Annotated in this window: 22 protein-coding genes; 12 read left to right on the top strand and 10 right to left on the bottom strand. The window is 71.2% G+C overall.

What is annotated here, in order from left to right:
• The first annotated feature begins 61 nt into the window (after positions 1–61).
• On the top strand, positions 62–829 hold the full coding sequence (locus ACFSC0_RS12155; RefSeq protein WP_377283895.1) for a hypothetical protein: 768 nt from the start codon (positions 62–64) through the stop codon (positions 827–829).
• On the opposite strand, the gene ACFSC0_RS12150 is transcribed toward ACFSC0_RS12155, so the two are convergent.
• Complete coding sequence (locus tag ACFSC0_RS12150; RefSeq protein WP_377283896.1) at positions 826–1,422, bottom strand: SAM-dependent methyltransferase; 597 nt, start codon at positions 1,420–1,422, stop codon at positions 826–828. The genes ACFSC0_RS12155 and ACFSC0_RS12150 overlap by 4 nt on opposite strands.
• Positions 1,423–1,562: 140 nt before the next feature.
• Between ACFSC0_RS12150 and ACFSC0_RS12145 the strand changes: the two genes are divergently transcribed.
• Both ACFSC0_RS12145 and ACFSC0_RS12140 read left to right on the top strand, forming a co-directional pair.
• Entirely contained in the window at positions 1,563–1,742 is a 180-nt protein-coding gene (locus ACFSC0_RS12145; RefSeq protein WP_377283897.1) for a hypothetical protein, read from the top strand.
• Positions 1,743–1,819: 77 nt separating this feature from the next.
• Positions 1,820–2,215 (top strand): VOC family protein, encoded by a 396-nt coding sequence (locus tag ACFSC0_RS12140; protein WP_377283898.1) that lies wholly within the window; start codon positions 1,820–1,822, stop codon positions 2,213–2,215.
• 4 nt (positions 2,216–2,219) lie between these two features.
• Here the strand turns inward: ACFSC0_RS12140 and ACFSC0_RS12135 are convergent, their stop codons facing one another.
• Entirely contained in the window at positions 2,220–2,780 is a 561-nt protein-coding gene (locus tag ACFSC0_RS12135; RefSeq protein WP_377283899.1) for an HNH endonuclease, read from the bottom strand.
• Between the two features lie 786 nt (positions 2,781–3,566).
• Between ACFSC0_RS12135 and ACFSC0_RS12130 the strand changes: the two genes are divergently transcribed.
• Genes ACFSC0_RS12130 through ACFSC0_RS12120 form a run of 3 tightly spaced genes read left to right on the top strand, consistent with a single transcriptional unit; the run spans position 3,567 to position 5,950 of the window.
• On the top strand, positions 3,567–4,199 hold the full coding sequence (locus ACFSC0_RS12130; RefSeq protein WP_377283900.1) for a TetR/AcrR family transcriptional regulator: 633 nt from the start codon (positions 3,567–3,569) through the stop codon (positions 4,197–4,199).
• Positions 4,200–4,209: 10 nt separating this feature from the next.
• Entirely contained in the window at positions 4,210–5,064 is an 855-nt protein-coding gene (gluQRS, locus tag ACFSC0_RS12125; RefSeq protein WP_377283901.1) for a tRNA glutamyl-Q(34) synthetase GluQRS, read from the top strand.
• Positions 5,057–5,950 (top strand): DMT family transporter, encoded by an 894-nt coding sequence (locus ACFSC0_RS12120; protein ID WP_377283902.1) that lies wholly within the window; start codon positions 5,057–5,059, stop codon positions 5,948–5,950. The genes gluQRS and ACFSC0_RS12120 overlap by 8 nt, the downstream gene beginning before the upstream one ends.
• Here ACFSC0_RS12120 and ACFSC0_RS12115 read toward each other — a convergent pair.
• Positions 5,947–7,368, bottom strand: a complete 1,422-nt coding sequence (locus ACFSC0_RS12115) for a protein adenylyltransferase SelO (protein WP_377283903.1) — start codon at positions 7,366–7,368, stop codon at positions 5,947–5,949. The genes ACFSC0_RS12120 and ACFSC0_RS12115 overlap by 4 nt on opposite strands.
• Positions 7,369–7,618: 250 nt before the next feature.
• Here ACFSC0_RS12115 and ACFSC0_RS12110 point away from each other — a divergent pair, with 250 nt between their 5' ends.
• The 3 genes from ACFSC0_RS12110 (at position 7,619) to ACFSC0_RS12100 (ending at position 12,971) form a co-directional block, all read left to right on the top strand.
• Positions 7,619–10,087 carry a TonB-dependent receptor gene (locus ACFSC0_RS12110; protein ID WP_377283904.1) on the top strand — a complete coding sequence of 823 codons (2,469 nt, stop codon included), beginning with the start codon at positions 7,619–7,621 and terminating at the stop codon, positions 10,085–10,087.
• A 146-nt stretch (positions 10,088–10,233) separates the two neighbouring features.
• A complete protein-coding gene (locus ACFSC0_RS12105; protein WP_377283905.1) occupies positions 10,234–12,411 on the top strand; it encodes a histidine kinase dimerization/phosphoacceptor domain -containing protein in 2,178 nt (725 codons plus the stop codon).
• Positions 12,408–12,971, top strand: coding sequence for a biliverdin-producing heme oxygenase (locus ACFSC0_RS12100; protein ID WP_377283906.1), 564 nt, complete (start codon positions 12,408–12,410; stop codon positions 12,969–12,971). Before ACFSC0_RS12105 ends, ACFSC0_RS12100 begins: the two co-directional genes overlap by 4 nt.
• A gap of 7 nt (positions 12,972–12,978) precedes the next feature.
• Here ACFSC0_RS12100 and ACFSC0_RS12095 read toward each other — a convergent pair whose 3' ends face one another.
• Together ACFSC0_RS12095 and ACFSC0_RS12090 are read right to left on the bottom strand one after the other, a co-directional pair.
• Positions 12,979–13,287 (bottom strand): hypothetical protein, encoded by a 309-nt coding sequence (locus tag ACFSC0_RS12095; RefSeq protein ID WP_377283907.1) that lies wholly within the window; start codon positions 13,285–13,287, stop codon positions 12,979–12,981.
• Positions 13,288–13,344: 57 nt separating this feature from the next.
• The gene (locus ACFSC0_RS12090) at positions 13,345–13,722 is read right to left on the bottom strand and encodes a cupin domain-containing protein (protein WP_377283908.1); all 378 of its coding nucleotides are present in this window, start codon (positions 13,720–13,722) and stop codon (positions 13,345–13,347) included.
• 113 nt (positions 13,723–13,835) lie between these two features.
• Between ACFSC0_RS12090 and ACFSC0_RS12085 the strand changes: the two genes are divergently transcribed.
• The gene (locus ACFSC0_RS12085; protein WP_377355149.1) at positions 13,836–15,386 is read left to right on the top strand and encodes a winged helix-turn-helix domain-containing tetratricopeptide repeat protein; all 1,551 of its coding nucleotides are present in this window, start codon (positions 13,836–13,838) and stop codon (positions 15,384–15,386) included.
• Positions 15,387–15,436: 50 nt separating this feature from the next.
• On the opposite strand, the gene ACFSC0_RS12080 is transcribed toward ACFSC0_RS12085, so the two are convergent.
• On the bottom strand, positions 15,437–16,345 hold the full coding sequence (locus ACFSC0_RS12080; protein WP_377283910.1) for a LysR family transcriptional regulator: 909 nt from the start codon (positions 16,343–16,345) through the stop codon (positions 15,437–15,439).
• A 119-nt stretch (positions 16,346–16,464) separates the two neighbouring features.
• Here ACFSC0_RS12080 and ACFSC0_RS12075 point away from each other — a divergent pair, with 119 nt between their 5' ends.
• Complete coding sequence (locus tag ACFSC0_RS12075) at positions 16,465–17,037, top strand: NADPH-dependent FMN reductase (protein ID WP_377283911.1); 573 nt, start codon at positions 16,465–16,467, stop codon at positions 17,035–17,037.
• A 3-nt stretch (positions 17,038–17,040) separates the two neighbouring features.
• Complete coding sequence (locus ACFSC0_RS12070; RefSeq protein ID WP_377283912.1) at positions 17,041–17,820, top strand: DODA-type extradiol aromatic ring-opening family dioxygenase; 780 nt, start codon at positions 17,041–17,043, stop codon at positions 17,818–17,820.
• Between the two features lie 186 nt (positions 17,821–18,006).
• Here the strand turns inward: ACFSC0_RS12070 and ACFSC0_RS12065 are convergent, their stop codons facing one another.
• From ACFSC0_RS12065 to ACFSC0_RS12050, 4 genes are all read right to left on the bottom strand, one after another.
• Positions 18,007–18,948 carry an alpha/beta hydrolase gene (locus tag ACFSC0_RS12065; RefSeq protein ID WP_377283913.1) on the bottom strand — a complete coding sequence of 314 codons (942 nt, stop codon included), beginning with the start codon at positions 18,946–18,948 and terminating at the stop codon, positions 18,007–18,009.
• Between the two features lie 12 nt (positions 18,949–18,960).
• The gene (locus ACFSC0_RS12060; protein WP_377283967.1) at positions 18,961–20,517 is read right to left on the bottom strand and encodes a long-chain-fatty-acid--CoA ligase; all 1,557 of its coding nucleotides are present in this window, start codon (positions 20,515–20,517) and stop codon (positions 18,961–18,963) included.
• A 54-nt stretch (positions 20,518–20,571) separates the two neighbouring features.
• The gene (locus ACFSC0_RS12055; RefSeq protein ID WP_377283914.1) at positions 20,572–22,008 is read right to left on the bottom strand and encodes an aldehyde dehydrogenase family protein; all 1,437 of its coding nucleotides are present in this window, start codon (positions 22,006–22,008) and stop codon (positions 20,572–20,574) included.
• Between the two features lie 412 nt (positions 22,009–22,420).
• Positions 22,421–23,356: an SMP-30/gluconolactonase/LRE family protein gene (locus ACFSC0_RS12050; RefSeq protein ID WP_377283915.1), complete on the bottom strand. Its 936-nt coding sequence runs from the start codon at positions 23,354–23,356 to the stop codon at positions 22,421–22,423.
• Between the last annotated feature and the right edge of the window lie 127 nt (positions 23,357–23,483).

The following is a 23,483-nucleotide window of genomic DNA, read 5'->3' as shown; positions in this document are numbered from 1 at the left end:
TTTACGCTCGCACCAGTAGCCCGGCGCGTTGGGAGCGGCTCGGGAGGGAGGCCGCCGCCTGATGAGCGCCGTCGCACGCCAGATCGAGACGCACGAGGAGGCCGCCCTCGAGGCGCCCCGCTTCACCGCCGCGAACGGGCGTCCGCTGCGCGTTTCCTGCCGTCTGGAGCCGGTGCTGGAGCTGAAGGCCTTCCGCCGGATCGGCTACCGCATGGCGCGCCAGGTGGTGGACGTGGAGACCGGACAGCCGCTCTCCGTCGACGAGACCGTCCGGCTCACCCGGGCCGACCTGGAGCGGATCGACCTGGCCACCCTCTCCCGGGGGCTCGACCGCCTGCAGGTCGAGTCCGAAGGCGCCAAGGAGCTGACGCTGACCCTGCCGGTCTCCTACGTCAGCCTGTCCAACCCGCACGGCCGCAAGGCGCTGGTCGGCTATTTCAAGCAGGCCCGCGAGGCCGTGCTCAAGGGCCTGGTCTGCGAGGTCACCGAGATCGAGGGCGTGCCGGAGGTCGGGCTGACCGCCGCCTTCGCCGCCATCCGACCCTACTGCCTGTTGCTGGTGGGCCGCCGCGCCCCGCCGTACGGCGACAGCCAGATCCTGGCCTCGGTCGGGCTGCAGGGCGTGTCGGTCGAATGCCCGGGCGAGCTGTCCGACGACGGGGAGTTCGTCGCCTGGGCGCGCCAGTCCACCGACGCCGGCAAGCGCGTCGCCCGCTCGGTGATGGCGTTCGGCGTCCCCTCCACGCGCCACCTGGCGATCGCCGCCCACCTGGGCGCCTCGCACGGCAGCCTGCGCTCCGGCCCGGTCGTGGCCGCGGCCGGCGACTAGGGCGTCGACGGCGCGCCTTCCGGGATCACCCACAGGTGGATGTCCCGGCCGTCGGCGCGGATGGTTCGCTGCGGGCGCCAGTCGCCCATCGAGTGCATGTGGCTGACGACCCGGGTCCCGGGCTTCAGCGTGGCCAGCAGCCTGGGCCGCAGCTTCAGGTTCACGTCGGGATAGAGGAACAGGGTCACCACGGTGGCCTCGCTGAAGTCCGCCGCGAACAGGTCCTCGTTTCGGAAGCTCACCCGGTCCGCCACCCCGGCCTTGCGGGCGTTGTCCTTCGCCCGCGCGACCAGCTTCGGATCGATGTCGATCCCCACCGCCCGGGCGCCGAAGTCGCGCGCCGCGGCGATCGGGATGCGCCCGTCGCCGGAGCCGAGGTCGTAGACGACGTCCTGCTCCCCGACCTTCGCCAGCTCGAGCATGGCGCGCACCACCTTGTGCGGGCTGGGCTCGTAGCGCACGTCCGGCTTCCGCAGCGCGGCCCCGGCCTCGGGGCGGGGCGCGGCCCGGCCCTCGCCGACCTCGGTGCAGCCGGCCAGGAGCAGCCCCGCCGCCATCGCCAGCGCGGCGCGAAGCGAGATCCTGCGGCCCATGGCGCCGGCCCTTTCGTCGAACCTGCCCTGAAACGCTCCAGCACGGCTTTTGGATCGGCGCCGCGGATCTGCGGGACCGCGTCCGATTTTCGACCGAATCTCAGGTCAACAAGCGCCGCAGTTCGAGGGAGGCCGAACCCGTGCGTAGTCTGAAACTCCTGGCGCTGGCTGGACTGGCCCTGACGCTGGCCGCTTGCGGTCACAACACCGAGCAGCGGGCCGCGACCGGCGCCGCCGCCGGCCTGATCCTGGGCGGCCCGGTCGGCGCGGCCATCGGCGCCGGCGCCGGCGTGGTCGTCAGCAAGACCCAGGACCGCTGACGGCGCGGTCCGCCGCGCGTTGCCGCCCTCCCCCTCGACTGGCTACTCTGACGCTCCAGCAAGAGGAGCGCTCGCCGATGTTCAAGGGTGTGGATCACGTCGTCATCGCCGTGAAGGATCTCGACGCGGCGGTGGGCCGCTATGAGACCATCTTCGGCGCGCCCGTCAGCGAGCGGCGCGAGGCGCCGGCGGCGGGGATGAAGATGGCCTTCTTCCGCTTCCCCGAGTCCTTCGTCGAGCTGGTCTCGAACATCGACGACAAGGGTCCGATCGCCAAGCGGCTGGCCGAAAAGGGCGAGGGCGTCCACCTCGTCGCCATGCACGTCGACGACATCGACAAGACGGTCGCCGAGCTGCGCGAGAAGGGCGTCCGGCTGGTCGGCGACCCCGGCCCCGGCAATCCCGTCAAGGGCCAGGTCTTCGTGCACCCGTCGGAGACCGGCGGCGTGCTGACCCAGATCGTCCAGCGCTGAGGCCCTACGCCTCCAGCTCGACGTCCCAGTAGAGGAAGTCCAGCCAGCTTTGGTGAAGGTGGTTGGGCGGGAAGCGGCGGCCGCGGTCCTGCAGCTCGTAGGCGCTGGGACGGCGGGGCCGGTGGTGAGGGTGCATGGCCGCCTCGGCCGGGGTCCGGCCGCCCTTGGTCAGGTTGCAGCGGGCGCAGGCGGTGACGATGTTCTCCCAGGTCGTGCGACCCCCGCGGGAGCGCGGGACCACATGGTCGAAGGTCAGGTCTTCGCCGCAGCCGCAGTACTGGCAGGTGAAGGCGTCGCGCAGGAAGAGGTTGAAGCGGGTGAAGGCGGGCGGCCGGTCCTGGGCCACGTAGTGCTTCAGCGAGACGACGCTGGGCAGCCGCATCTTGAAGGAGGGGGAGTGGACCTCCTGGTCGTAGGTCGAGACCACGTCGACCCGGTCCAGGAACACCGCCTTGATCACCTCCTGCCAGGGCCAAAGCGACAGGGGGTAGTAGCTGAGCGGGCGGAAGTCCGCATTCAGCACCAGGGCCGGCCAACCGGAGGGCGGGTGGTTAAGCACCTGCATGGCCGGGCCTTTCGGGGAGCCCTACGGCTCTGATCGGGTACGCTACAGGACTGAAGACAACGCCTCGTCGCTAGGAGCCCCAGAAGGCGAATCGACGAACATCGATCCGCTGAAAGGAGCATAGGGGAAAAACCGTGGCGCCTCCATGACGGCGGGCCGGAGCCGAGCGATTCCGGCCCGCGTCACTTGCGCCGCATCTGCGCCTACGCGCCCAGGGCGGCGGCGCCGCCGACGACGGTGAAGCTGAGGAACAGCAGGAAGGCCGCAACATAAGCGTCGGCGGTGCGGGCGAAGGTGTTGAGCGACATATCAGATCTCCTTGGCTTGGGATTCAGACCGAAGCGATCTGAACGGTGACAAGATAGGACGATCTAAGCGGCGTTCAAATATCGATTTACGCTGTACGGGTATGCGGATTTGCATAGCCCCAACTCCTTCCCCTACCTCTCCCGCGCAGCGGCGGGAGGTAGGGGTCACGGGAAGTAAGAGGACATACGAAAAAGGGGACCCCGTCGGGTCCCCTTCGTACGGCGGTGAGTTTCGACCGGCTTAGACCAGGGTCGCCGTGGCGAAGGCCGCCAGGAGGCCGAGGCTGACGAAGAACGCCGGAGCCGCGCGGTCGAAGAGCCGTTCAAACGTGACGAGAGACATGACACACACCTTTTCAGTTGAACCCCCGGGGGAGCGGGGGCGTTTTGTTATTTGAACAACGCTAAGATAGCGCCGATCTGAGCGACGTCAAGATGCATCTTTACGCCGTCCAGATTCAGAATTAGGGTGGAGCCTATGAGAGAAACTGCAAGCGCCGCCGAAGCCCGGCCGTACCACCACGGCGACCTGCGCCGGGCCCTGATCGACGCGGCGCAGCGGATTCTCGAGGCCGAGGGGCCGACGGCGCTTTCCCTGCGCGCGGTGGCGCGCGAAGCCGGCGTCAGTCCGGCCGCCCCCTACCACCACTTCAAGGACAAGGGCGAACTGCTCGACGCCGTCGCCGACGAGGGCTGGCGCCTGCTGAACGAGGCGATGAAGGCGGCCCGCGAAAAGGCCGGCTCCCCGCGCGCCGCAATGCCCGCGCTCGGCGTCGCCTATGTCTGCTTCGCGCGCGAACACCCGGCCCTCTACCGCGTGATGTACAAGCGCTCGCGGGACAAGGAGGCGCTGCCGGAGCACCTCCACGACGACGACGATTCCGCCTACTGCCGCACCCGCGACACCCTGATCGAGGCCGGCGCCGATCCGAATGACGCCATCGGCCTGGAACTGGCCACCATCGCCGCCTGGTGCGCCGCCCACGGCCTGGCCGAGCTGGGGGGCTTCCGCCAGTTCGAGCCTCTCAAGGATGCGCTCGGCGGAGAGGACGCCTTCTTCCGCGGCGTGTTCGAGCACATGGGGGTGTTCGCCAAGGGGCTGAACGACTAAAGCCGCTCTGGTGGCCCCAAGCTTCGTCACGCGCTTCGCCCCCTCCCCCACCGGCCGCCTGCACCGCGGCCACGCCTTCTCGGCCCTGACCGCCTATCGGGCCGCCCGGGCGGCGAACGGCCGCTTCCTGCTCCGCATCGAGGACATCGACGCCACCCGCTGCCGGCCCGAATACGAGGCGGCCATCTTCGAGGACCTCGCCTGGCTGGGCCTTCAGTGGGAGACGCCGGTCCGCCGCCAGTCCGAGCACCTGGCCGACTATCGCGCCGCGCTGGAGCGGCTGGCGCAGGGCGGCCTCGTCTACCGCTGCTTCCGCACCCGCAAGGAGATCCTGGCCGAGATCGGCCACGCTCCGCACGGCGCGATGGAGGCCTTCCGCGGCGGGCCCCTGCCGGCCGACGAGGAGGCGCGGCGCCTTGCGGCCGGCGAGCCCTTCGCCTGGCGGCTCTCGCTGGCCGCCGCCGAGGCGCGGCTCGGCGGCTTCTCCCGCCTGACCTTCCTGGAGGAGGGCGAGGGCCCGAACGGCGAGGCCGGGACCATCGCCGCCCGCCCCGAGCTCGGCGGCGATGTCGTGCTGGCGCGCAAGGACGTCGGCGTCGCCTACCACCTGGCCGTGGTCGTCGATGACGCCCTGCAGGGGATCACCCACGTCGTCCGCGGCCAGGACCTGTTCGAGGCCGCGCATGTCCAGCGGCTGCTGCAGGCGCTGCTCGGCCTGCCCTCGCCCGTCTACCGCCACCACCGCCTGCTGGTCGGCCCGGACGGCCGCCGCTACGCCAAGCGCGACAGGGCCGAGACGCTGGCCGAGCTCCGCGCCCGGGGCGTTGGGCCCGCTGAGCTGCGCCGGGAGCTGGGCTTTGACTGAAACGCGCGCGCCCGACGGCCGCTGGCAAGGCCTGGCCGTCCTGATCTTCGGCGCGGTGGTGATCGGCTTCGCCCCGATCCTCGTGCGGCTGGCCGAGACCGGACCGGCGGCGGCGGGGTTCTGGCGGCTGGTGTTCGCCACGCCGCTGCTGGCGGCCCTCAGCTTCCGGCCGGGCGCCGAGCGGACGGGCGGCGCGCCGCCCCGGGCCGCGGTCCTGGCCGGCCTGATGTTCGCCCTCGACCTGGGCTTCTGGCACTACGGCATCGCGCTGACCTCGATCGCCAACGCCACGGTGCTGACCAACCTGACCCCGGTGGTGGTCACCGCCTTCGCCTGGATCTTCTTCAGGCAGGCGCCGCGCCGGCTGTTCGTCGCCGCCGTGGCCCTGGCGGTCTCCGGCGCCTGGATGATGGCCGCCGCGCGGGGCGGGACGCCCGGGGTCAACCCGCCGCTCGGCGACGCCCTCTCGCTGGCCACCACCCTCTGGTACGCCCTCTACATGATCGCCGTGGCCCAGGCCCGCCGGTACGCGGGAGCCGTCCAGGTGATGCTCTGGTCGACCCTGACCGGCCTGCCCTTCCTGCTGGCCGGCGCCCTGATCCTGCGGGAGGACTTCGCCCCCGAAACCTGGGTCGGCTGGGCCGCCTGCGTGGGCCTGGGCGTCATGCACGTGGCCGGCCAGGGCTCCATCGCCTGGGCGCTCGGACGGCTGCCGGCCGCCACCGCCTCGGTGGTGGTGCTGATCCAGCCGGTGATCGCCGCCGCCCTCGGCTGGCTGCTGTTCGCCGAGGCGCTCGGCCCCTGGCAGGCGCTGGGCGCGGCGATCGCCCTGGCCGGCATCGCGCTCGCCCAATGGGCGGGACGACCGCGGGCCGAGGCGGCCTAGGCGCTCAGTCCGTAGGCCTGCCGGGCGACCTCGATGGCCTCCAGTTTGGCCTGGAAGGCGGACCAGTCGTCGCCCTGCGCGATAGGCGCCCAGAGAGCCTCGATCTCGTCGTAGAGCAGCTCTTCCGGCTCGGCCCGGGCGAAGTAGCCGGCGGCGAGCCGCTCCGGACGTTCCGGGGCATAGGGCGCCAGCAGCCGACGGAACTCGGCGAACCCCTCCCCTTCGTAGATGTCGCCCCTGGGACCCTTCAGCGCCCGCGCCTCGTCCTTGCAGAACCAGTCGAAGAAGAAGGGCTCCCAGCGCAGCCGCTCGCCGCCGGCGGCGATGGCGCGGAAGGCGGCGTTGACGAGGTCGGCGTCCTCGTCCGGAGAACGGGACTGAAGACCCAGCCTGGCCAGCATCGCGGCCGTCAGCTCACGCCGATAATGGCCGGAGAAGGTGTTGAGCGCCTCGACCAGCGGGTCGTGGCCGGTCACCAGGGTGAAGCAGGCGGCCAGCTGCTGCAGGTTCCAGAACACCGACTCCGGCTGACGGCCGAAGCTGTAGAGACCGGCGTGGTCGAAATAGGCGGCGGTGAAGTTGGGGTCGTTGTGCGGCAGGAAGCGGTAGGGGCCGTAGTCGAAGCTCTCGCCGGTGATGTTCATGTTGTCGGTGTTGAGCACCCCGTGCACGAACCCGGCGGCCATCCAGCGGGCGGTGAGCCGGGCCGACCGCTCGGTCGTCGCCGCCAGCAGGGCGGCCGCCTTGTCCTCGGCGTTGTGCAGTTCCGGGTAGTACCAGGCGATCACGTGGCCGATCAGCGCCTCGATCCGGTCGGCCTTGTCGAAGAAGGCGTGCCGCTGGAAGCTGCCGAAGCGGATGTGGCTATGCGACAGCCGCACCAGCACCGACGAGCGCGTGGGGCTGGGCTCGTCGCCGCGCCAGAGCGCCTCTCCCGTCTCGACCAGGGAGAAGGAGCGGGAGGTGGGCACGCCGAGCGCCTCCAGCATCGCCGTCGCCAGCACCTCGCGCACGCCGCCCTTCAGCGTCAGCCGCCCGTCCCCGTCGCGGGACCAGGGCGTCTGGCCCGAGCCCTTGGTGCCCAGGTCCAGCAGCCGCCCGGTCCCGGCCTCACGCAGCTGGGCGAAGGTGAAGCCGCGGCCGTCGCCGAGCTCGGGGTTGTAAACCCGGAACTGGTGGCCGTGATAACGCTGGGAGAGCGGGACAGGCAGGTTGTCGGGCAGCGGCCGGAAGCGGCCGAAGTGGGCGATCCACTCCTCGTCCGTCAGGCCGGCCAGCCCCACCGTCGCGGCCGCCCGGTCGTTCCGGAAGCGCAGGATGGTCTGCGGGAAGTCGGCCGCCTGGACGGGATCGGCGAACTCGGGCCCCAGCTCCTGCAGGTGCGGCTCGGGGCGGTAGGCGGCGGGGTCGACGGGCATGGCCTCTCCTGGCTGTCGGCGCCAGCATAACGAACCATCCGCCCAGATCGCCCCCGCCCCTTGCGGGCCATTTGGATGACGCCGCTCGCCGATTGCTGTTGCGGCAAGGCCACAACCATAGCGGCACCCGCCGAGAATAGGGCCAAGCCTGATTGTCGCCGACCCGCGTTCGGTCTAGACGCCCCCGCCTCGGAACACGGCCGCGCCTCCCCGTGACGGCCGTCGGGGATAACCGACAAAGGGAGTTTCAATGCGCATTTCCCAGCTGCTTCGCAGTTCGGCCTCGTTTGCGGTGCTGTCCGGCCTCGCCTTCGGCACGGCGGCCCACGCCCAGGACGCGGCTGAGACCCGCGAAGTCGACGAGATCATCGTCACCGCCCAGAAGCGCGAACAGAGCCTGCAGGACGTGCCGATCGTGGTCACGTCCGTCAGCGGCCAGCTGCTGCAGGACGCCGGCGTCCGCGACATCCGCGAACTGACCGTCCTGACGCCCGGCCTGACCGTCACCTCGACGTCCAACGAGACCATCGTCACCGCCCGCGTCCGCGGCGTCGGCACCGTCGGCGACAACCCCGGCCTGGAGAGCTCGGTGGGCGTGGTGATCGACGGCGTCTACCGTCCCCGCAACGGCGTCTCCTTCGGCGACCTGGGCGAAGTCACCCGCATCGAGGTGCTGAAGGGCCCGCAAGGCACCCTGTTCGGCAAGAACACCTCGGCCGGCGTGGTGAACATCATCACCGCCGGTCCGACCCGCGACCTGCAGGCCGAATCCGAAGTCACCGTCGGCAACTACGGCCAGTGGGGCTTCTCCGGCGCGCTGTCGGGCCCGATCACCGACACGGTGGCCGGCCGGATCTACGCCGCCGCCCGCGCCCGCGACGGCTACCTGAACGTCGTCACCGGCGAGGGCCCGCGCGGCCGCCACGAGGACAACACCCAGGACTTCTACACCCTGCGCGGCCAGCTGCTGTTCGAGCCGTCGCAGGATCTGAACATCCGGGTGATCGGCGACTACACCAAGCGCGACGAGCTCTGCTGCGCCGGCACCCAGCTGTTCGTCGGTCAGGCCGCCAACAGCCGCGCCCGGCTGATCGAGCAGGTCCGTCCGGGCTCGCTCGACCTGACCAGCACGCCGTTCGACCGGCTGGCCTTCTCCAACCGCCCGACCGACCAGCGCGTCGAGGACATGGGCCTGTCGGCCGAGGTCAACTGGGACATCAACGAGGCGATGAGCCTGACCTCGATCACCGCCTGGCGGAACTGGCAGGCCGAGACCGGCCAGGACTCCGACTTCACCGCGGCCGACCTGGTCTATCGCCCGAACGACGGCCGCAACCGCGTCGAGTTCGAGCAGTTCAGCCAGGAGCTGCGGCTGGCGGGCGAAGCCATGGACGGGCGGCTGAACTGGCTGGTCGGCGGCTTCTACGCCAAGGAAGACCTCAACACCCGCTCGCTGTTCTTCTACGGCCAGGACTACTACGCCTACTTCGCCCAGCGGGTGCTCTCGAACGTGCCGGCCCTCATCGGCCTGACGCCGGGCACGATCTTCCAGCCGGGCCTGGGGTCGGACGACATCCACGCCCAGGAAGGCGACACCTGGGCCCTGTTCACCAACAACTCGTTCAAGATCACCGACGCCCTCGAGCTGACGGTGGGCCTGCGCTACACCATCGACGAGAAGTCGCTGACCAGCGACTACACGACTACCGGTTCGTCCTGCGACCAGGGCGAGGCGGCCTTCCCGGCCCTCGCCGGCCTGCTGGGGACGGCGACGACCATCGTCGGCGGTCTGTGCCTGAACGCCCAGAACAACGATTTCGACGACCTGGGCGTCGTCAACCAGTCGCGCGAGGAGAAGGAGTGGTCGGGCACCGCCAAGCTGGCCTACCGCTTCAACCCCGACCTGATGACCTACGTCAGCTATTCGCGTGGCTATAAGGCCGGCGGCTTCAACCTCGACCGCGAACAGCGGATCCTGGCCGGCCCCGGCGGGGCGCCGAACTTCACGGCGGACCCGGACACCAGCTTCCGCGGCGAGTTCGTGGACAGCTGGGAAGTGGGCGCCAAGTCGACCCTGTTCGACGGCTCGCTGCTCCTCAATCTGGCGGCCTTCCACCAGACCTTCGAGGACTTCCAGCTGAACACCTTCGTCGGCACGGCCTTCATCGTGGAGACGCTGCCGGAGGTGATCTCGCGCGGCGTCGACGCCGACTTCATCTGGTCGACCCCGGTCGACGGCCTCGATTTCCAGGGCGGCGTAACCTACGCCGAAACGGAGATCCAGCCCTTCACCGCCTCGGACCTGCTGGTCCCCAGCCGGTTCAACAGCCTGCGCCGCCTGCCCGGCGCGCGGCTGTCGTTCGCGCCCCTGTGGTCGGCGTCCCTCGCCGGCACCTACGAGCGCGAGCTGGGCGGCGAGCTGATGCTGCGCTCGAACGTCTCGGCCAAGTACACCTCCAGCTACAACACCGGCTCGGACCTGCACCCCGCGAAGCTGCAGGACGAGATGGTGCTGGTGAACGCCCGCGTCGGCGTCGGCGCCGCGGACGAGAGCTGGACCGTCGAGCTGTGGGCCAACAACCTGTTCGACGAGGACTACCTCCAGGTCGGCTTCAACGGGCCGTTCCAGGTGGACGAGAACAACGACGCGGTCAGCGTCTACAACGCCTTCCTGGGCGCGCCCCGCACCGTCGGCGCGACGCTCCGGCTGCGCTACTAGACCTCGCCGGCTTCGCGTAACAATGGTGGCCCGGGAGCGATCCCGGGCCATCTTTCTATTGGGCGCTCCTGCGGACCGGGCCGGGAATCCAAGCGTCGCAATGACCTCGACTTGGCGTTGGCCTCTGGCCGTGCTGTGAAGCAGGGGTGACCGAGCTGGCCGTCCCTGAGCTCGACCTGACGCAATGCGACAGGGAGCCGATCCACATTCCGGGCGCCGTGCAGCCGCACGGCGCGCTCGTCGTCGTGGATCGCGCGACCCTGCGGATCGAGCAGGCGGGCGGCGGCTGCGCCCAACTCCTCGGCTCGGCGCCGGAGAGCCTGCTCGGCCGTCTCGTGACGGACGCCGTTCCGGCCGCCGCCGGCCTGTCGCTGGACGAGGCCTTCTCGGGAGCGACCTACGCAGGCGCCCTGCCCGGCGGCTCGGGCGGCGAGCTGGACTGCGTGGTCCATTCGGTCGGCGACAAGCTGGTGCTGGAGTTCGAGGCGGCGCCCGCCCGCCGCCGGTCGGCCGCCGAGATGGCCCGCACCGTCGAGACGATCGGCTCGGCCTTCGGCGCCGCGCGCACCCTCTCCCAGCTTGCCGACATCGCCGCGGCCCGTTTCCGGGAGCTCACCGGCTTCGACCGGGTGATGGTCTACCGCTTCCTGCCGGACGAGACCGGCAGCGTGATCGCCGAAGCCAGGGCGGATGCGCTCGAGCCCTTCCTCAATCACCGCTATCCGGCCAGCGACATTCCCAGGCAGGCGCGCCAGCTCTACCTGCGCAACGTCATCCGGGTGATCCCGGACGTGGGCTATGCCCCGAGCCCGCTGCTGGCGCAGGACCTGGGCGAGCCGCCGCTGGACATGTCGGACGCCCACCTGCGGAGCGTCTCGCCGATCCACATCCAGTACCTGAAGAACATGGGGGTGGCGGCCTCGGCCTCGGTGTCGATCATCCGTGACGGACAGCTCTGGGGGCTCGTGGCGCTGCACCACCGCACGCCGCGGGGCCTCAGCTTCGACGACCGCAGCCTCTGCCGGCTGCTGGCCGCCTCGCTGTCGCACCAGATCGCCAGCCTGGAGGACGCCGAACTCTACAGGGAGCGGCTGCGGAGCCGGGCGGCCGAGGACGCGCTGTTCAGCCTGCTGGCGCGCGGCGCTTCGGTGGACGAGGCGCTCGAGAGCCATGCGCCGGACCTGCTGGAGGTGGTGAGGGCGCACGGGGCGGCCGTGCGCCACGGGGACAAGGTGACGACCGCCGGCCTCTGCCCCGATCCCGACAAGCTGCTGACCCTGGCCGACTGGCTGCTGGAGCGCCCCGAGCCGGGAGTCTTCGCGACCGACTCCCTGTCGCGCATCTTCCCGGCCGCCTCCGTCTACCCCGAGACGGCGAGCGGGCTGCTGGCGGTCACCGTCTCCACCTCGGACAGGCGCCAGCTGCTGTGGTTCCGGGCCGAGCAGGTGGAGGAGATCAACTGGGCCGGCAATCCGCACAAGCCGGTCGACGCCGCATCCGATGTTGGAGCCCTGACGCCACGCAAGTCCTTCGACCTGTGGCGGGAGACGGTCCGCGGCCGCGCGCAGCCGTGGTCCTCGGTCGAGGCCGAGGCCGCCGGGCGCATCGCCCGCACGGTCGCCGAGCTGCAGCGGACCCAGAGCATCGCCCGGCTCAACGAGAGCCTGCGCCGCGCCCTCGACGAACGGGACCAGGAGCTCAGCCAGAAGAGTCACCTGCTGCGCGAGGGCGACCACCGGATCCAGAACAGCCTGCAGATCGTCGGCGGCATGCTGCGGATGCAGCTGCGGACGACCACCGATCCGGACGTGAAGGCCCAGCTGGAAGAGGCGCTGAGCCGGGTCAGCGCCGTGGCCCTCGTCCACCGCCGCCTTCACCGCTCCGAGCATCCCGAGACCGTCGACCTGGACGTCTACGTGCGCGAGCTTCTGGCCGACATCGGCGCGTCGCTGGGCGCGGAGTGGACGCGCCAGATGAAGACCAACCTCAATCCGGTCTCGACCCCCACCGAGATGGCGATGTCCATCGGCCTGGTGCTGAGCGAACTGGTGCTGAACGCCGCCAAGTACGCCTACGAGGGCGGCGCAGGCCCCTTGCAGGTGGACCTCGTCGTGCGCGGCCCCGCCCTGCGGCTCGAGGTGCGCGACTGGGGTCGCGGCGAGGCCGTGGCCAAACCGGTCGCCGGCGGCGGCCTCGGCTCCCGGCTGATCGGCGGTCTCATCGACCGGCTCAAGGGAACCATCGACCGCAGCGCCGCGGCGCCGGGCCTGCGCGTGGTCGTGACCGTCCCGCTGCCGGCGGGCGCACGCGGGCCCGGCGCATGAGCGTCCTCGCCGAGCTCCGGCGGGCCACGCGCGACCGTCACGACGACCTCGAGGCGAGCGCCGGCATCGTCGAACGGCTGGCCCGCCCCAACGAGCGGCGCCGACTGCTCGAGGCCTTCCTGTCGCTGTACGAGCCGGCGGAGGCGGCCCTGCGGCCTCAGTTGGAAACGATCCCCGATTTCGCGTTCGACGCCCGCCTGAAGACCCCGGCGTTGCGCCGGGACCTGCGGTCCCTGGGCGTCCAGGCGGACAGGGCTGCCCCGCTCCCGCCGCCGGCCCTGACCAGCCGCGCCCACGCGCTCGGCTTCGCCTATGTGCTCGAGGGCTCCACCCTCGGCGGGCGGGTGATCCGCAAGCGCCTGCGGGCGGCCGGCGCGCCGCTGGAGGGGACGAGCTTCTTCGACGTCTACGGGTCCGACACCGGCCGACGGTGGCAGGACTTCTGCGCCGTGCTGGAGCGCGAGTGCGCCGGCCGGGCGGCCGAGGCCGTCGCCGGCGCCGTGCTCGGGTTCGACTACGTGCGCAGCGGCCTCGTCGGCGAGGCGGCGACCGCCGCCTGAGGGGCGGCTACCTGGCCGCCTCCTGCGCCTTCTCGCCGGCCTCGGCGGCGGCCTCTCCGGCGGTCTCCGCTTCCTGGCCGGCAGCGGCTGCGGCGTTGCCGGCGGCCTGGGTCTGGGCGGTGGTCTGAGCTGTCGCGGCCGAGGCGGCGGCCTGCTGGGCCTGCTCGGCGGCGGCCGCCGCCTGAGCCGACGCCGCCGCGGTCTCCCGCGCCGCCTCCGCGGTCGCCGCGGCCTTGTCCTGGGCGGTCTGGGGCTGCTGCTGGCAGGCGGCCGCCGCCAGGGCCAGGGTGAGGGCGGCGCAGGTCGAAAGGCGCATCGGCGAGGCTCCGGCTGTCTGCCGAGAAGGCGCGCCGCGCCCCGCCGGTTCTCGCGTTCAGGCCGGCGCGGCCGCGCCCATCTTGTCGCGCAGGTGATCGATCACCGCCCGCATCTCGTCCTTCGGACTGAACTCGATGGCGCTGTAGTCCTCGTCCACCCACACCGTATGGCCCGGCGGCCAGTAGTAGACCTCGCCGGCGCTGACGGTCTCGGTCGCCCCGTCGGCGTAGCGGACGTTGATCGAGCCTTTCAGCACCATGCCCCAGTGCGGGCACTGGCACAGGTTCTGCGGCATGCCCTGAAGCAGCGGCGTCGCGTCCGCGCCCTTGGGGAAATGGATGTGGGAGATGTTGAGCTCTCCCCAGTCGGCGCCCTGCACCCGGACGCCGCCGGCGTTGAGGGCGTCGGGCAGCGCCTCGCACTTCATCTTCATGGCGATCCTCCAGATCAGATGGACGCCACTGTGCGCCGCAAGCCTCGGGCGCGCTTGCAGAAGTCCTGGAGGTTTCTGGGAGATCGACGGGCCGCGTGGTAGCTTGCGTAACGATGATCTACCGCTTCGGCGCCTTTGCCTTGGATGCCGCGGCCTGCGAACTGCGGAAGGGTGAGGCGCGCGTCCCGCTGGAGCCGCAGGTCCTCGCCCTGCTGCGCCTGCTGATCGACAACCGCCACCGTCTGGTCTCCAAGGACGAGATCGTCGAGACCGTGTGGAACGGCCGGATCGTCTCCGAGGCGGCGATCTCCAGCCGGGTGAAATCGCTGCGTCAGGCGCTCGGCGACGACGGCTCGACGCAGAGCATCGTCCGCACCGTCCCCAAGCTCGGCTTCCGCTTCGTGGCCGAAGTGGAGGCCGCCGGCCCCGAGCCCACGCCCGCCGCTTCGCCGGCGCCGCCGCAGGAGGCGGCCGAGCCGTCCTCCAGGCCCTCGATCGCCGTGCTGCCCTTCGAGGTGCTGGGCGACCCGCAGGAGGCGGCCGGCCTGGCCGAGGCCCTGCCGCACGACCTGATCGCCGAGCTGTCGCGGCTGCGCTGGCTGTTCGTGATCGCCCGCGGCTCCTCGTTCCGCTTCCGGGGGCCTGACGCCGACCTCGCCGCCGTCCGCACCGCCCTGAACGCGGCCTACTGCCTGACCGGCTCGGTGGAGGTCAGCGCGCGCGTCATGCAGTTGACCGTCGAGCTGGCCGACACCCGCGACGGCGGCGTCGTCTGGAGCGAGCGGTTCCGGGCCGCGCCCGATGCGGTGCACGAGATCCGCGAGCGCATCGTGCGCCAGGTGATCGGCGCCCTGGAGCTGCAGATCCCGCTGATCGAGGCCCGCCGTGCGCGCCTGGCCTCGCCGGAGAACCTCGACGCCTGGGCCGCCTATCACCTGGGGCTCAGCCACATGTACCGCTTCACGGCCGAGGGAACGGCGCGCGCCGCCGAGCTGTTCGGCCAGGCCGTGGCGCTGGAGCCGGGGTTTGCGCGGGCGCACGCGGGTCTCTCCTTCACCCACTTCCAGACCGCCTTCCTCAGCTTCACCGACGCGCCGGCCTGGGCCGCGGCGCAGGCGCAGCGCTCGGCCGAGACCAGCCTCGAGCACGACCCGCTCGACCCATTCTGCAACCTGGTGATGGGCCGGGTCTTCTGGCTGCGGCGGGACCTGGAGGCCAGCCTTCCCTGGCTGGAGCGGGCGATCGGGCTCAACCCCAACTACGCCCAGGCGAAATACTCCAAGGCCTGGAGCGAGACTCTCATGGGCTTCGGCCTGGAGGGCCGCACCGGCGTCGACGAGGCCCTGCGCCTCAGCCCGCTCGATCCCCTCGCCTACGGCATGCTCGGCGTGCGCGCCCTTTCGCACCTTGTGCTCGACGAGCCCGAGCAGGCGGCTCAGTGGGGCGAACGCGCCGCCCGCGCCCCCGGCGCCCACGCCCTGATCCACATGATCGCCGCGGTCGGCCACAGCCTGGCGGGCGATCCCGCCCGCGCCTGCCGCTGGGCGGCCTCGGCCCGGGCCCGCAAGCCCGGCCTCTCGGCCGACGACTTCCTGAGCGCCTTCCCGTTCCACGATGCCGCGGCGCGCCGCCGGGTGGTGGAGGCGTTCAGATCGCTGGCCTGACGGCGGCTTCCTACCTCCCCCGCGCAGCGGCGGGAGGTAGAGGGCGCGTCTTAGGCCCAGCCCTCTTCCCACCGCGGCGTGCCGGCGAAGTGGCGGACCAGGTGGTCGACGAATACCCGAACCTTGGGCGAGAGGTGCCGGGCGTGGGGGTAGACGGCGTAGATCGGCATCGGCTCCGGTTCGTAGTCGCAGAGCAGGGTCGAGAGGCGCCCGGCCCGCAGGTCCGCCGCCGCCGCGAAGGCCGGCGCGCGGGCGATGCCGAAGCCGTAGCGCGCGGCGGCCAGGCAGGCCTCGGCGTTGGACAGGCGCAGCCGCCCGTGCACCCGCACCTCCGTCTTGCCGGCGCCGCGGCCGAAGCTCCAGAGCGTCGGATCGGCGAGATTGAGATCGAGGATGGCTTCGCGGTGGGCGAGGTCGGACGGGTCCAGGGGCCTTCCCTCGCGCTGCAGGTAGTCGGGCGCGGCGCAGGTGACGATCCGCGCCTCCCCCAGTTTGCGGGCGACCAGCGAGGAGTCCGCCAGCCGGGTGATGCGGACGGCGACGTCGTAGCCCTCCTCCACCAGGTTGGTGACGCGGTCGGTGAGCGAGACCTCCAGCGACACCTCCGGATAGGCCCGCGCGAACTCCAGGATCACGCACTCCAGCTCGGTGCTTCCGAACGACATCGGGGCGGTGACCTTGAGCAGCCCCTGCGGCCCCCTCACCTCGCGCACCGAGGCGTCGAGGGCGTCGAACTCGTCGATCAGGCCGCGCGCCCGCTCCAGGTAGGCCCGTCCGCAGTCGGTGAGCGAGACGTCCCGCGTCGTCCGGTTCAGCAGCCGCGTGTTCAGCCGGTCCTCGAGCCGGGCGATGCCCTTGGAGGCCTGGGCCGAGGAGACGCCGAGGCGCCGCGCCCCGGCGGCGAAGCTGCGCGCGTCCGCCACGGCCACGAAAAGCCGAACCTCGTCGAGTCGGTCCACCCGGTTACTCCTTCCAAAGCGGAAACAGTATCCTTCGGACCGCACGGATTATCAACGCGGGGTCGCGGGCCCACCTAGGCGTTGTCGCCTTCGGGCGCCAAGTTTCAAGGGAGAGATCCATGACCACCCGCACCGTCGCCGTCCTCGTCGGCAGCCTCCGCAAGGACTCCTTCAGCCGCCAGGTCGCCGAGGCCCTGGCCGCCGTGTCGCCGCAGAGCGTGAAGTTCCGCTTCGTCGAGATCGGCGACCTGCCGTTCTACAACCAGGACGACGAGGCCACGCCGCCCGCGCAGTGGGTGCGCTTCCGCGAGCAGATCCGCAGCGCCGACGCCCTGCTGTTCGTCACGCCCGAATACAACCGCTCGGTCCCGGCCGTGCTGAAGAACGCCATCGACGTGGGTTCGCGCCCGTACGGCCACAGCGTCTTCAACGGCAAGCCGGGCGCGGTGATCAGCGTCACGCCGGGTGGCCTGGGGGCCTTCGGGGCCAACCACCACCTGCGCCAGTCGCTGGTGTTCCTCAACGTGCCGACGCTGCAGAGCGAGGCCTATATCTCCAACGCCGGCGCGCTGTTCGACGAGCAGGGCCAGCTGGTCAACGAGGACACCCGCGGGTTCCTCACCAAGTACGCCCGCGACTTCGCCGACTGGATCGAGGTCATCGTCGGCGCGCGCGCGCCGGAGTTCGTCTAGGCCATGCGCCAGCCGACCCTGTTCATCCCGCACGGCGCGGGTCCCTGCTTCTTCATGGACTGGACCCGCGGCCCGGCGGACGCCTGGGACAAGACGGCCGACTGGCTGGGCGGCCTGATCGCCGCCCTGCCGGAGCGGCCCAGGGCCATCCTGGTGGTCTCCGGCCACTGGGAGGCGCAGGCCTTCACGGTGGGCTCGGCGGCGCGGCCGGAGCTGATCTACGACTACTACGGCTTCCCCGCACACACCTATCAGCTGGCCTTCGACGCCCCGGGCGCGCCGGCCCTGGCGGCCCGGGTGCGCGAGCTGCTCTCAGCCGCCGGCCTGCCCGCCGTCGAGGATCCGACCCGTGGCTGGGACCACGGCGTCTTCGTGCCGCTTAAGGTCGCCCTGCCCGACGCCGACATTCCGGTCGTGCAGCTGTCGCTGCAGGCGAGCCTCGATCCGGCCCTGCACCTGGCGGCCGGCCGCGCGCTCGCGCCCCTGCGCGACGAGGGCGTGCTGATCGTCGGCAGCGGCATGAGCTGGCACAACATGCGCGGCTTCTCGCCGGCCTTCACCGAGCGCTCGCGGACTTTCGACGCGTGGCTCACCGAAGCCGTCGCCGATCCCGCCGCCCTCGCCCGCTGGGAAGAGGCGCCCCACGCCCGCGAGGCCCACCCCCGCGAGGAGCACCTCGCCCCCATCTTCGTCGCCGCCGGCGCCGCCCGGGGCGAGCCCGCCCGCAAGGTGTTCGGGGACGAGGTCATGGACGTGGCGATCTCGGCGTTCCAGTTCGGGTAGTTCCTTCCTCTCCCGCGTGCGGGAGAGGGGGACCGCCGGCCGAGCGCAGCGCAGAGCCGGTGGGGGAGAGGGAAAGCCGCATCCACCGCGCCTGGGGCTTGCCCTTTCCACCCCCCGCTCTTCAGCCGGCGTTCGCCGGCTTCGGCGGGCGGTCCCCCTTTCCCATGAATGGGAAAGGAAAGAGGGTCAGCTCAGCGCGGCCTTCAGCGCCTGCGCGGTCTCCCGCGCGGCGACGTCCACGGCCGGCGAGACGTCGGCCATGATGTAGAAGTCGTGGACCAGGGCGGGGTACTCCACGTGCCGGGCCTCGACACCGGCGGCGCGCAGGCGTTCGGCCCAGTCGCGGCCTTCGTCCTTCAGCGGATCGAAGCCGGCGGTGACCACCAGGGCGGGCGGCGCGCCGGAGAGGTCCTTGGCCTCGCCCAGCCATGCCCGCGCGCTCTGCGGATGGCCCTTGGCGGCCAGGCACTTGTCGAACCAGGCGATGGCCGCCTTGCTCAGCACCGGCCCGTCCAGCTCCTTGCGCGAGGCGGTGTCCTCCACCGGCCAGATCCCGGGGTAGAGCAGCAGCTGGAAGGCGAGCCGCCGGTCCGGGTCGCCGCGCAGGTCGAGGGAGACGGACGCCGCCAGGTTTCCGCCGGCGCTGTCGCCGCCGACCGCGATCCGCGACTTGTCGAAGCCGATCTCGTCCGCGTGGTCGAAGGCCCACTTCGTTGCGGCGAGCGCATCGTCGTGGCCGCAGGGAAACGGGTGCTCGGGCGCCAGCCGGTAGTCCACCGCCATCACCCGCACGCCGGAATAGGCCGCCAGCCTGCGGCAATGGCCGTCGTGGGTCTCCAGGTCTCCGATCACGAAGCCGCCGCCGTGGAAGTAGACCAGACCCGGCGTCTTCGCCGGCGCGCCGGGCGGGGTGTAGAGCCTGGCGGGGATCGGCCCCTCGGCGCCCGCCACCTGCAGGTCCCGCGTCTCGACGTCCTTCGGCGCGTTGGCGTTCTGGGCCGTCCGCTGGGCGCGGTAGCCGGCGCGGACCATCTCCGGCGGGATCACGTCGAGCGGCGGGGCCGGGTTGGCGGCGGCCACCTTCGCCTGCTCCTCCACGTGCGCCTTGAAGTGCGGGTCCATGGTCATACGCGTCTCCCCCTAACTCACCTGCCGCTCGCGCCCGGCCCAGTAGGGCGCCCGCAGCTCGCGCCGCAGGACCTTGCCGGACGGGTTTCGCGGCAGCACGTCGACGAAATCCACGCTCTTGGGCGTCTTGTAGCCGGCGATCCGGCTGCGGCAGTGGGCGATGATCTCAGCCGCGTCGGCGCTCGCGCCGGGCCGCAGCACGACGATGGCCTTCACCGCCTCGCCCCAGGTCTCGTCCGGCACGCCGATGACCGCGGCGTCGGCGACGGCGGGATGCGAGAAGAGGGCGTTCTCCACCTCGGCCGGATAGACGTTCTCGCCGCCGGACACGATCATGTCCTTCACCCGGTCGTGCAGGAACACGAAGCCGTCGGGGTCGCGGTAGCCGGCGTCGCCGGTCTTGAACCAGCCCTCGGCGTCGATGGCCTCGGCGGTGGCGTCCGGGCGGTTCCAGTAGCCCTTCATCACGCAGGGCGAGCGGATCTCGATCTCCCCCACCTCGCCGATCTCGGCGTCGCGCCCGCCGGTGCGGATGCGCAGCTCGATCTCCGGCGAGGGAAGGCCGCAGGCGCGCAGCTTGCCCTTGGCCGGGTCGTGCGCCTCCGGCGGCAGCCAGGTCCCGACGCCGATGGTCTCGGTCAGGCCGTAGAGCTGGTTGAAGCCGGCGCCGGCGAACCGCGCCTGGGCGCGCAGCAGCACGTCCTCGGAGATGGGCGAAGCGCCGTAATAGATGCCCTTCAGACTGGAGACGTCGGCGCTCTCCACGCCGGGCGTCATCAGGATCATGTTGATCAGCGCCGGCACCAGGAAGGCGTGCTCGATCTGGTGCTGTTCGATGGCCTGCAGGATGGCCGGCGGGCTCGCCTCGGCGAGGACGATGGCGAGGCCGCCCTGGAGCAGGGACAGCATGCCCATGTTGGCGCCGGCCACGTGGAACAGCGGCATGGCGACCAGCACCGGCATGCCTTCGCCGAACCGGCCCCAGCCCGCCTCGGCCGAGCGCCGCAGCGCCGCGTAGTTGCCCTGCGTCAGCTGCACGCCCTTGGGCAGGCCCGTGGTGCCGGAGGTGTAGAGCTGGATGACGTCGTCGTCCGCCGCCGCGGGATGCTGCGGATCCTCGGCCGGCTGGCCCGCGATCCAGCCGCGGAAGTCCGGCCAGGCGGCATGGCCCGGCTCGAACTGCACGATCGTGGATAGCCCGCAGTCGGCGGCGAGCCCTTCGACGACGGCGGCGTACTCGGCCCCGCAGGCCAGCACCTTGCAGCCGGCGTCCTTCAGCACGAAGGCGATCTCCGGCGGGGCGAGCCGCCAGTTCACCGGACAGAGGCAGGCGCCGATCTTCAGCGCCCCGAACCAGAGGACGAAGAAGTCGTCGACGCCCTTGGCCAGCACGCCCACCCGCTCGCCGGGCTTCACGCCCGCCGCGCGCAGCGCCTGGGCGGCCTGCGAGGAGAGCCGGTCGAACTCGCCGTAGCTGGTCTCGCGACCCTCGAAGCGGATGGCCGGCGCGTCAGGCCGCCTGCGGGCCTGGTCCCTGACGGCGTCGACGATGCCCTGGAAGGCGCTCATGCTCAAGAAACGAAAACGCCTCCGGGGCGGGCCCCGGAGGCGTCGTCGCTCGCCTTACTCGGCGGCCTGTTTCGGCGCGTAGCCGAGGATGGCCTTGGTCTCCAGGAACTCGTGGAAGGCGTAGTCGCCCCACTCGCGCCCGTTGCCGCTCATCTTGTAGCCGCCGAAGGGGGCGGTCATGTCGGAGCCGCCGTTGATCGACACCTGGCCGGCGCGCAGCGAGCGGGCCACTTCCCGGGCCTTCTCGATGTCCGCGCCGTTCACGTAGGCCGCCAGGCCGTACTCGGTGTCGTTGCCGACCTCGATCGCCTGCTCGAGGCTCTCGTAGCCGAGGATCGACAGCACCGGGCCGAAGATCTCTTCCTTGGCGATCGTCATCTCGTTGGTGACGTTGGCGAACACGGTGGGCTTCACATAGTAGCCCTTGTCCAGGCCCTCCGGCCGGCCGGGGCCGCCGGTCACCAGGGTGGCGCCTTCCTCGACGCCCTTCTGGATCAGGCTCTGGATCTTGTTCCACTGCACCTCGGAGACCACCGGGCCGATGGTGGCGTTTCCGTTCGGGTCGCCGACGGTGATCTGCTCGGCGGTCTCGCGGGCGACGCTGATCGCCTCGTCCATCCGCTTGGACGGGACGAGCATCCGAGTGGGCGCGTTACAGGACTGGCCCGAGTTGGTCATGATGTGCTGCACGCCGCGGGCGACCGACTTCGAGAAGACGTCGTCGTCGAGCACGATGTTCGGGCTCTTGCCGCCCAGCTCCTGGTGGACGCGCTTGACGGTCGGGGCGGCGTTCTTGGCCACCTCGATGCCGGCGCGGGTGGAGCCGGTGAAGGAGATCATGTCCACGTCCGGGTGGCTGGACAGGGCCACGCCCACGCCCGGGCCGTCGCCGTGCACCAGGTTGAACACGCCGGCCGGAACGCCGGCCGCATGCATGATCTCGGCGAAGATGTGCCCGCTGAACGGGGCCACTTCCGACGGCTTCAGCACCATGGTGCAGCCGGTGGCGATGGCCGGGGCCACCTTGCAGGCGATCTGGTTGAGCGGCCAGTTCCAGGGGGTGATGAAGCCGCAGACGCCGATCGGCTCCTTGACGATCATCGTCTGGCCGCGGTCTTCCTCGAACTTGAAGTTCTTCAGGATGTTGGCGGCGGTGGCCAGGTGGCCCATGCCGGCCGGCACCTGGGCCCGCTGGGCCAGGGAGGCGGGCGCGCCCATCTCTTCGGTCACCGCGTTGGCCAGGTCGCCGAAGCGCTTCTGGTACTCGGCCAGGATCCGCTGCAGGACTTCCAGGCGCTCCTCACGGCTAGTGCGCGACCAGGCCGGGAACGCCTTGCGCGCGGCCTTGACGGCCTTGTCGACGTCGGCCGCGGAGCCGATCGCGATCTTGCCGCAGACCTCTTCCGTGGCCGGGTTGATGACGTCGAGGGTCTTCTTCTCGACAGGATCCACCCACTGCCCGTCGATGTAGAATTTCATGTACTCGCGCATGACGTCCTCCTGGACCCGTATCGTTTTGGTTGGCCGAAGTGGACGCCTCGCCCCACCCGGCTTCAGCTACGTATCTTAGTGATCACTGATAACCCGCCAAGCCCCGAGGGGCCCGCGCTCGGCCGAATTCATGGACCGCGGGCGTTGGGGAAGGCAAGGGGCGCGTTCCTTCCTTTCCCAGCGTCCCCGCCTTTCCTTTCCCATTCATGGGAAAGGGGGACCGCCCGCCGAAACCGGCGAGAGCCGGCTGAAGAGCGGGGGTGGAAAGGGCAAGCCACGGGCGCGTGCGCACCGGCTCGCTCCAATCTGCACCTCTCCTGTCGCCGAGCAGGCGGCTCGCCCTCTCCCCCACTCGCTCTTCGCTGCGCTCGGCGAGCGGGCCCCCTCGCCCATGAATGGGAGAGGAAAGAGGTCAGGCGCTCTGCGCAGCGCTCTGATGCGCCATCGGCTGTCCCGCCACCGGGCTCCTGGCCTTGGCGATCCAGTCGGCGCGGATGGAGCCGATGTAGAGGTCCTTCAGGTCCGGGCCGCCCCAGGTGACGTTGGTCGGGTGGTTCACGTGCTCGCCCGAGGGATCGTGGATCACCGTCTCGACGCGGCCCTCGGGCGTGATCGCCACCACCTTGTTGGCCGCCGGCAGGCAGACCCAGAGGTTCCCCTCGGCGTCGAAGCCGATCCCGTCGGTCCAGCCGGTGGTCTCGGGCGCCGCGCCCCGCTCCAGCGAACCCAGCACCGGCCCGTAGCGCTCGCCGGGGCCGAGCTTCGCGCCCGGCAGGATGGGGAAGCGCAGCACGTCCGCCCCGCTGGTCTGGGCGCAGAACAGGAACCGCTCGTCGGCCGCGAGCGCCATGCCGTTCGGGAACTTCAGCCCCTCGGCGACGATATCGCTCGACCCGTCCGCCCGCAGCACGAAGATGAAGCCGTCGGTGCGCCCGTCCAGCGCCTGCGGCCAGGTCTCGGCGTGGGTGGAGTTGGCGCACCAGATGTTCCCGCCCCGGTCGATCACCGGGTAGTTGGCGCTGGTCAGCCGCCTGCCGCCCACCTCGGCGAGGAGGGTCTCGTGCACGCCGCTCCCCGGGTCGAAACGCTGCAGCGGCCCGTCCTGGCGGTCGTAGATGCCGAAGTTGGCGATCAGGATCCGGCCGTGGGCGTCCATGTTGATCCCGTTCGGCGCCCCGCCCTTCGGCCCCATCCGGCGGAACGATCCGTCCGGCAGGACCTCGGCGACCGCGCACTGGTGGTCGGAGGCGAACACCCGCCCATCCGGCCCGACGACCACGTCCTCCGGGCGGTCGATCCCCACCGCGATCTTCTGGAAGGCCTCGGGCGCGATCGGCTGCAGCGGCATGGCGTCTCCTCCTCCGTTGTGGTTGGCTCGAAGCTTGGACACGGGCCCGCGCGTTCCACAAGCTCGCTTGCGGAGAGCGCCGGGCGCCGGTAAAGCCGCGGCGAAGTTGTTATGGAGCCTGAAGAAC

It is taken from the genome of Phenylobacterium terrae (genome assembly GCF_042681205.1).
In the GTDB taxonomy this organism is placed as follows: Bacteria; Pseudomonadota; Alphaproteobacteria; order Caulobacterales; family Caulobacteraceae; genus Phenylobacterium; species Phenylobacterium terrae.
The sequence above is the reverse complement of the archived record's forward strand: the minus strand, read 5'-3'. Positions and strand labels throughout refer to the sequence as shown.

Excerpts from the sequence above, each read along its gene's own strand:
- ACFSC0_RS12155 (WP_377283895.1), top strand. The coding sequence starts at position 62 with ATGAGCGCCGTCGCACGCCAGATCGAGACGCACGAGGAGGCCGCCCTC.
- ACFSC0_RS12150 (WP_377283896.1), bottom strand. The coding sequence starts at position 1,422 with ATGGGCCGCAGGATCTCGCTTCGCGCCGCGCTGGCGATGGCGGCGGGG.
- ACFSC0_RS12140 (WP_377283898.1), top strand. The coding sequence starts at position 1,820 with ATGTTCAAGGGTGTGGATCACGTCGTCATCGCCGTGAAGGATCTCGAC.
- ACFSC0_RS12135 (WP_377283899.1), bottom strand. The coding sequence starts at position 2,780 with ATGCAGGTGCTTAACCACCCGCCCTCCGGTTGGCCGGCCCTGGTGCTG.
- ACFSC0_RS12130 (WP_377283900.1), top strand. The coding sequence starts at position 3,567 with ATGAGAGAAACTGCAAGCGCCGCCGAAGCCCGGCCGTACCACCACGGC.
- ACFSC0_RS12115 (WP_377283903.1), bottom strand. The coding sequence starts at position 7,368 with ATGCCCGTCGACCCCGCCGCCTACCGCCCCGAGCCGCACCTGCAGGAG.
- ACFSC0_RS12110 (WP_377283904.1), top strand. The coding sequence starts at position 7,619 with ATGCGCATTTCCCAGCTGCTTCGCAGTTCGGCCTCGTTTGCGGTGCTG.
- ACFSC0_RS12100 (WP_377283906.1), top strand. The coding sequence starts at position 12,408 with ATGAGCGTCCTCGCCGAGCTCCGGCGGGCCACGCGCGACCGTCACGAC.
- ACFSC0_RS12095 (WP_377283907.1), bottom strand. The coding sequence starts at position 13,287 with ATGCGCCTTTCGACCTGCGCCGCCCTCACCCTGGCCCTGGCGGCGGCC.
- ACFSC0_RS12090 (WP_377283908.1), bottom strand. The coding sequence starts at position 13,722 with ATGAAGATGAAGTGCGAGGCGCTGCCCGACGCCCTCAACGCCGGCGGC.
- ACFSC0_RS12085 (WP_377355149.1), top strand. The coding sequence starts at position 13,836 with ATGATCTACCGCTTCGGCGCCTTTGCCTTGGATGCCGCGGCCTGCGAA.
- ACFSC0_RS12075 (WP_377283911.1), top strand. The coding sequence starts at position 16,465 with ATGACCACCCGCACCGTCGCCGTCCTCGTCGGCAGCCTCCGCAAGGAC.
- ACFSC0_RS12070 (WP_377283912.1), top strand. The coding sequence starts at position 17,041 with ATGCGCCAGCCGACCCTGTTCATCCCGCACGGCGCGGGTCCCTGCTTC.
- ACFSC0_RS12065 (WP_377283913.1), bottom strand. The coding sequence starts at position 18,948 with ATGACCATGGACCCGCACTTCAAGGCGCACGTGGAGGAGCAGGCGAAG.
- ACFSC0_RS12060 (WP_377283967.1), bottom strand. The coding sequence starts at position 20,517 with ATGAGCGCCTTCCAGGGCATCGTCGACGCCGTCAGGGACCAGGCCCGC.
- ACFSC0_RS12055 (WP_377283914.1), bottom strand. The coding sequence starts at position 22,008 with ATGCGCGAGTACATGAAATTCTACATCGACGGGCAGTGGGTGGATCCT.
- ACFSC0_RS12050 (WP_377283915.1), bottom strand. The coding sequence starts at position 23,356 with ATGCCGCTGCAGCCGATCGCGCCCGAGGCCTTCCAGAAGATCGCGGTG.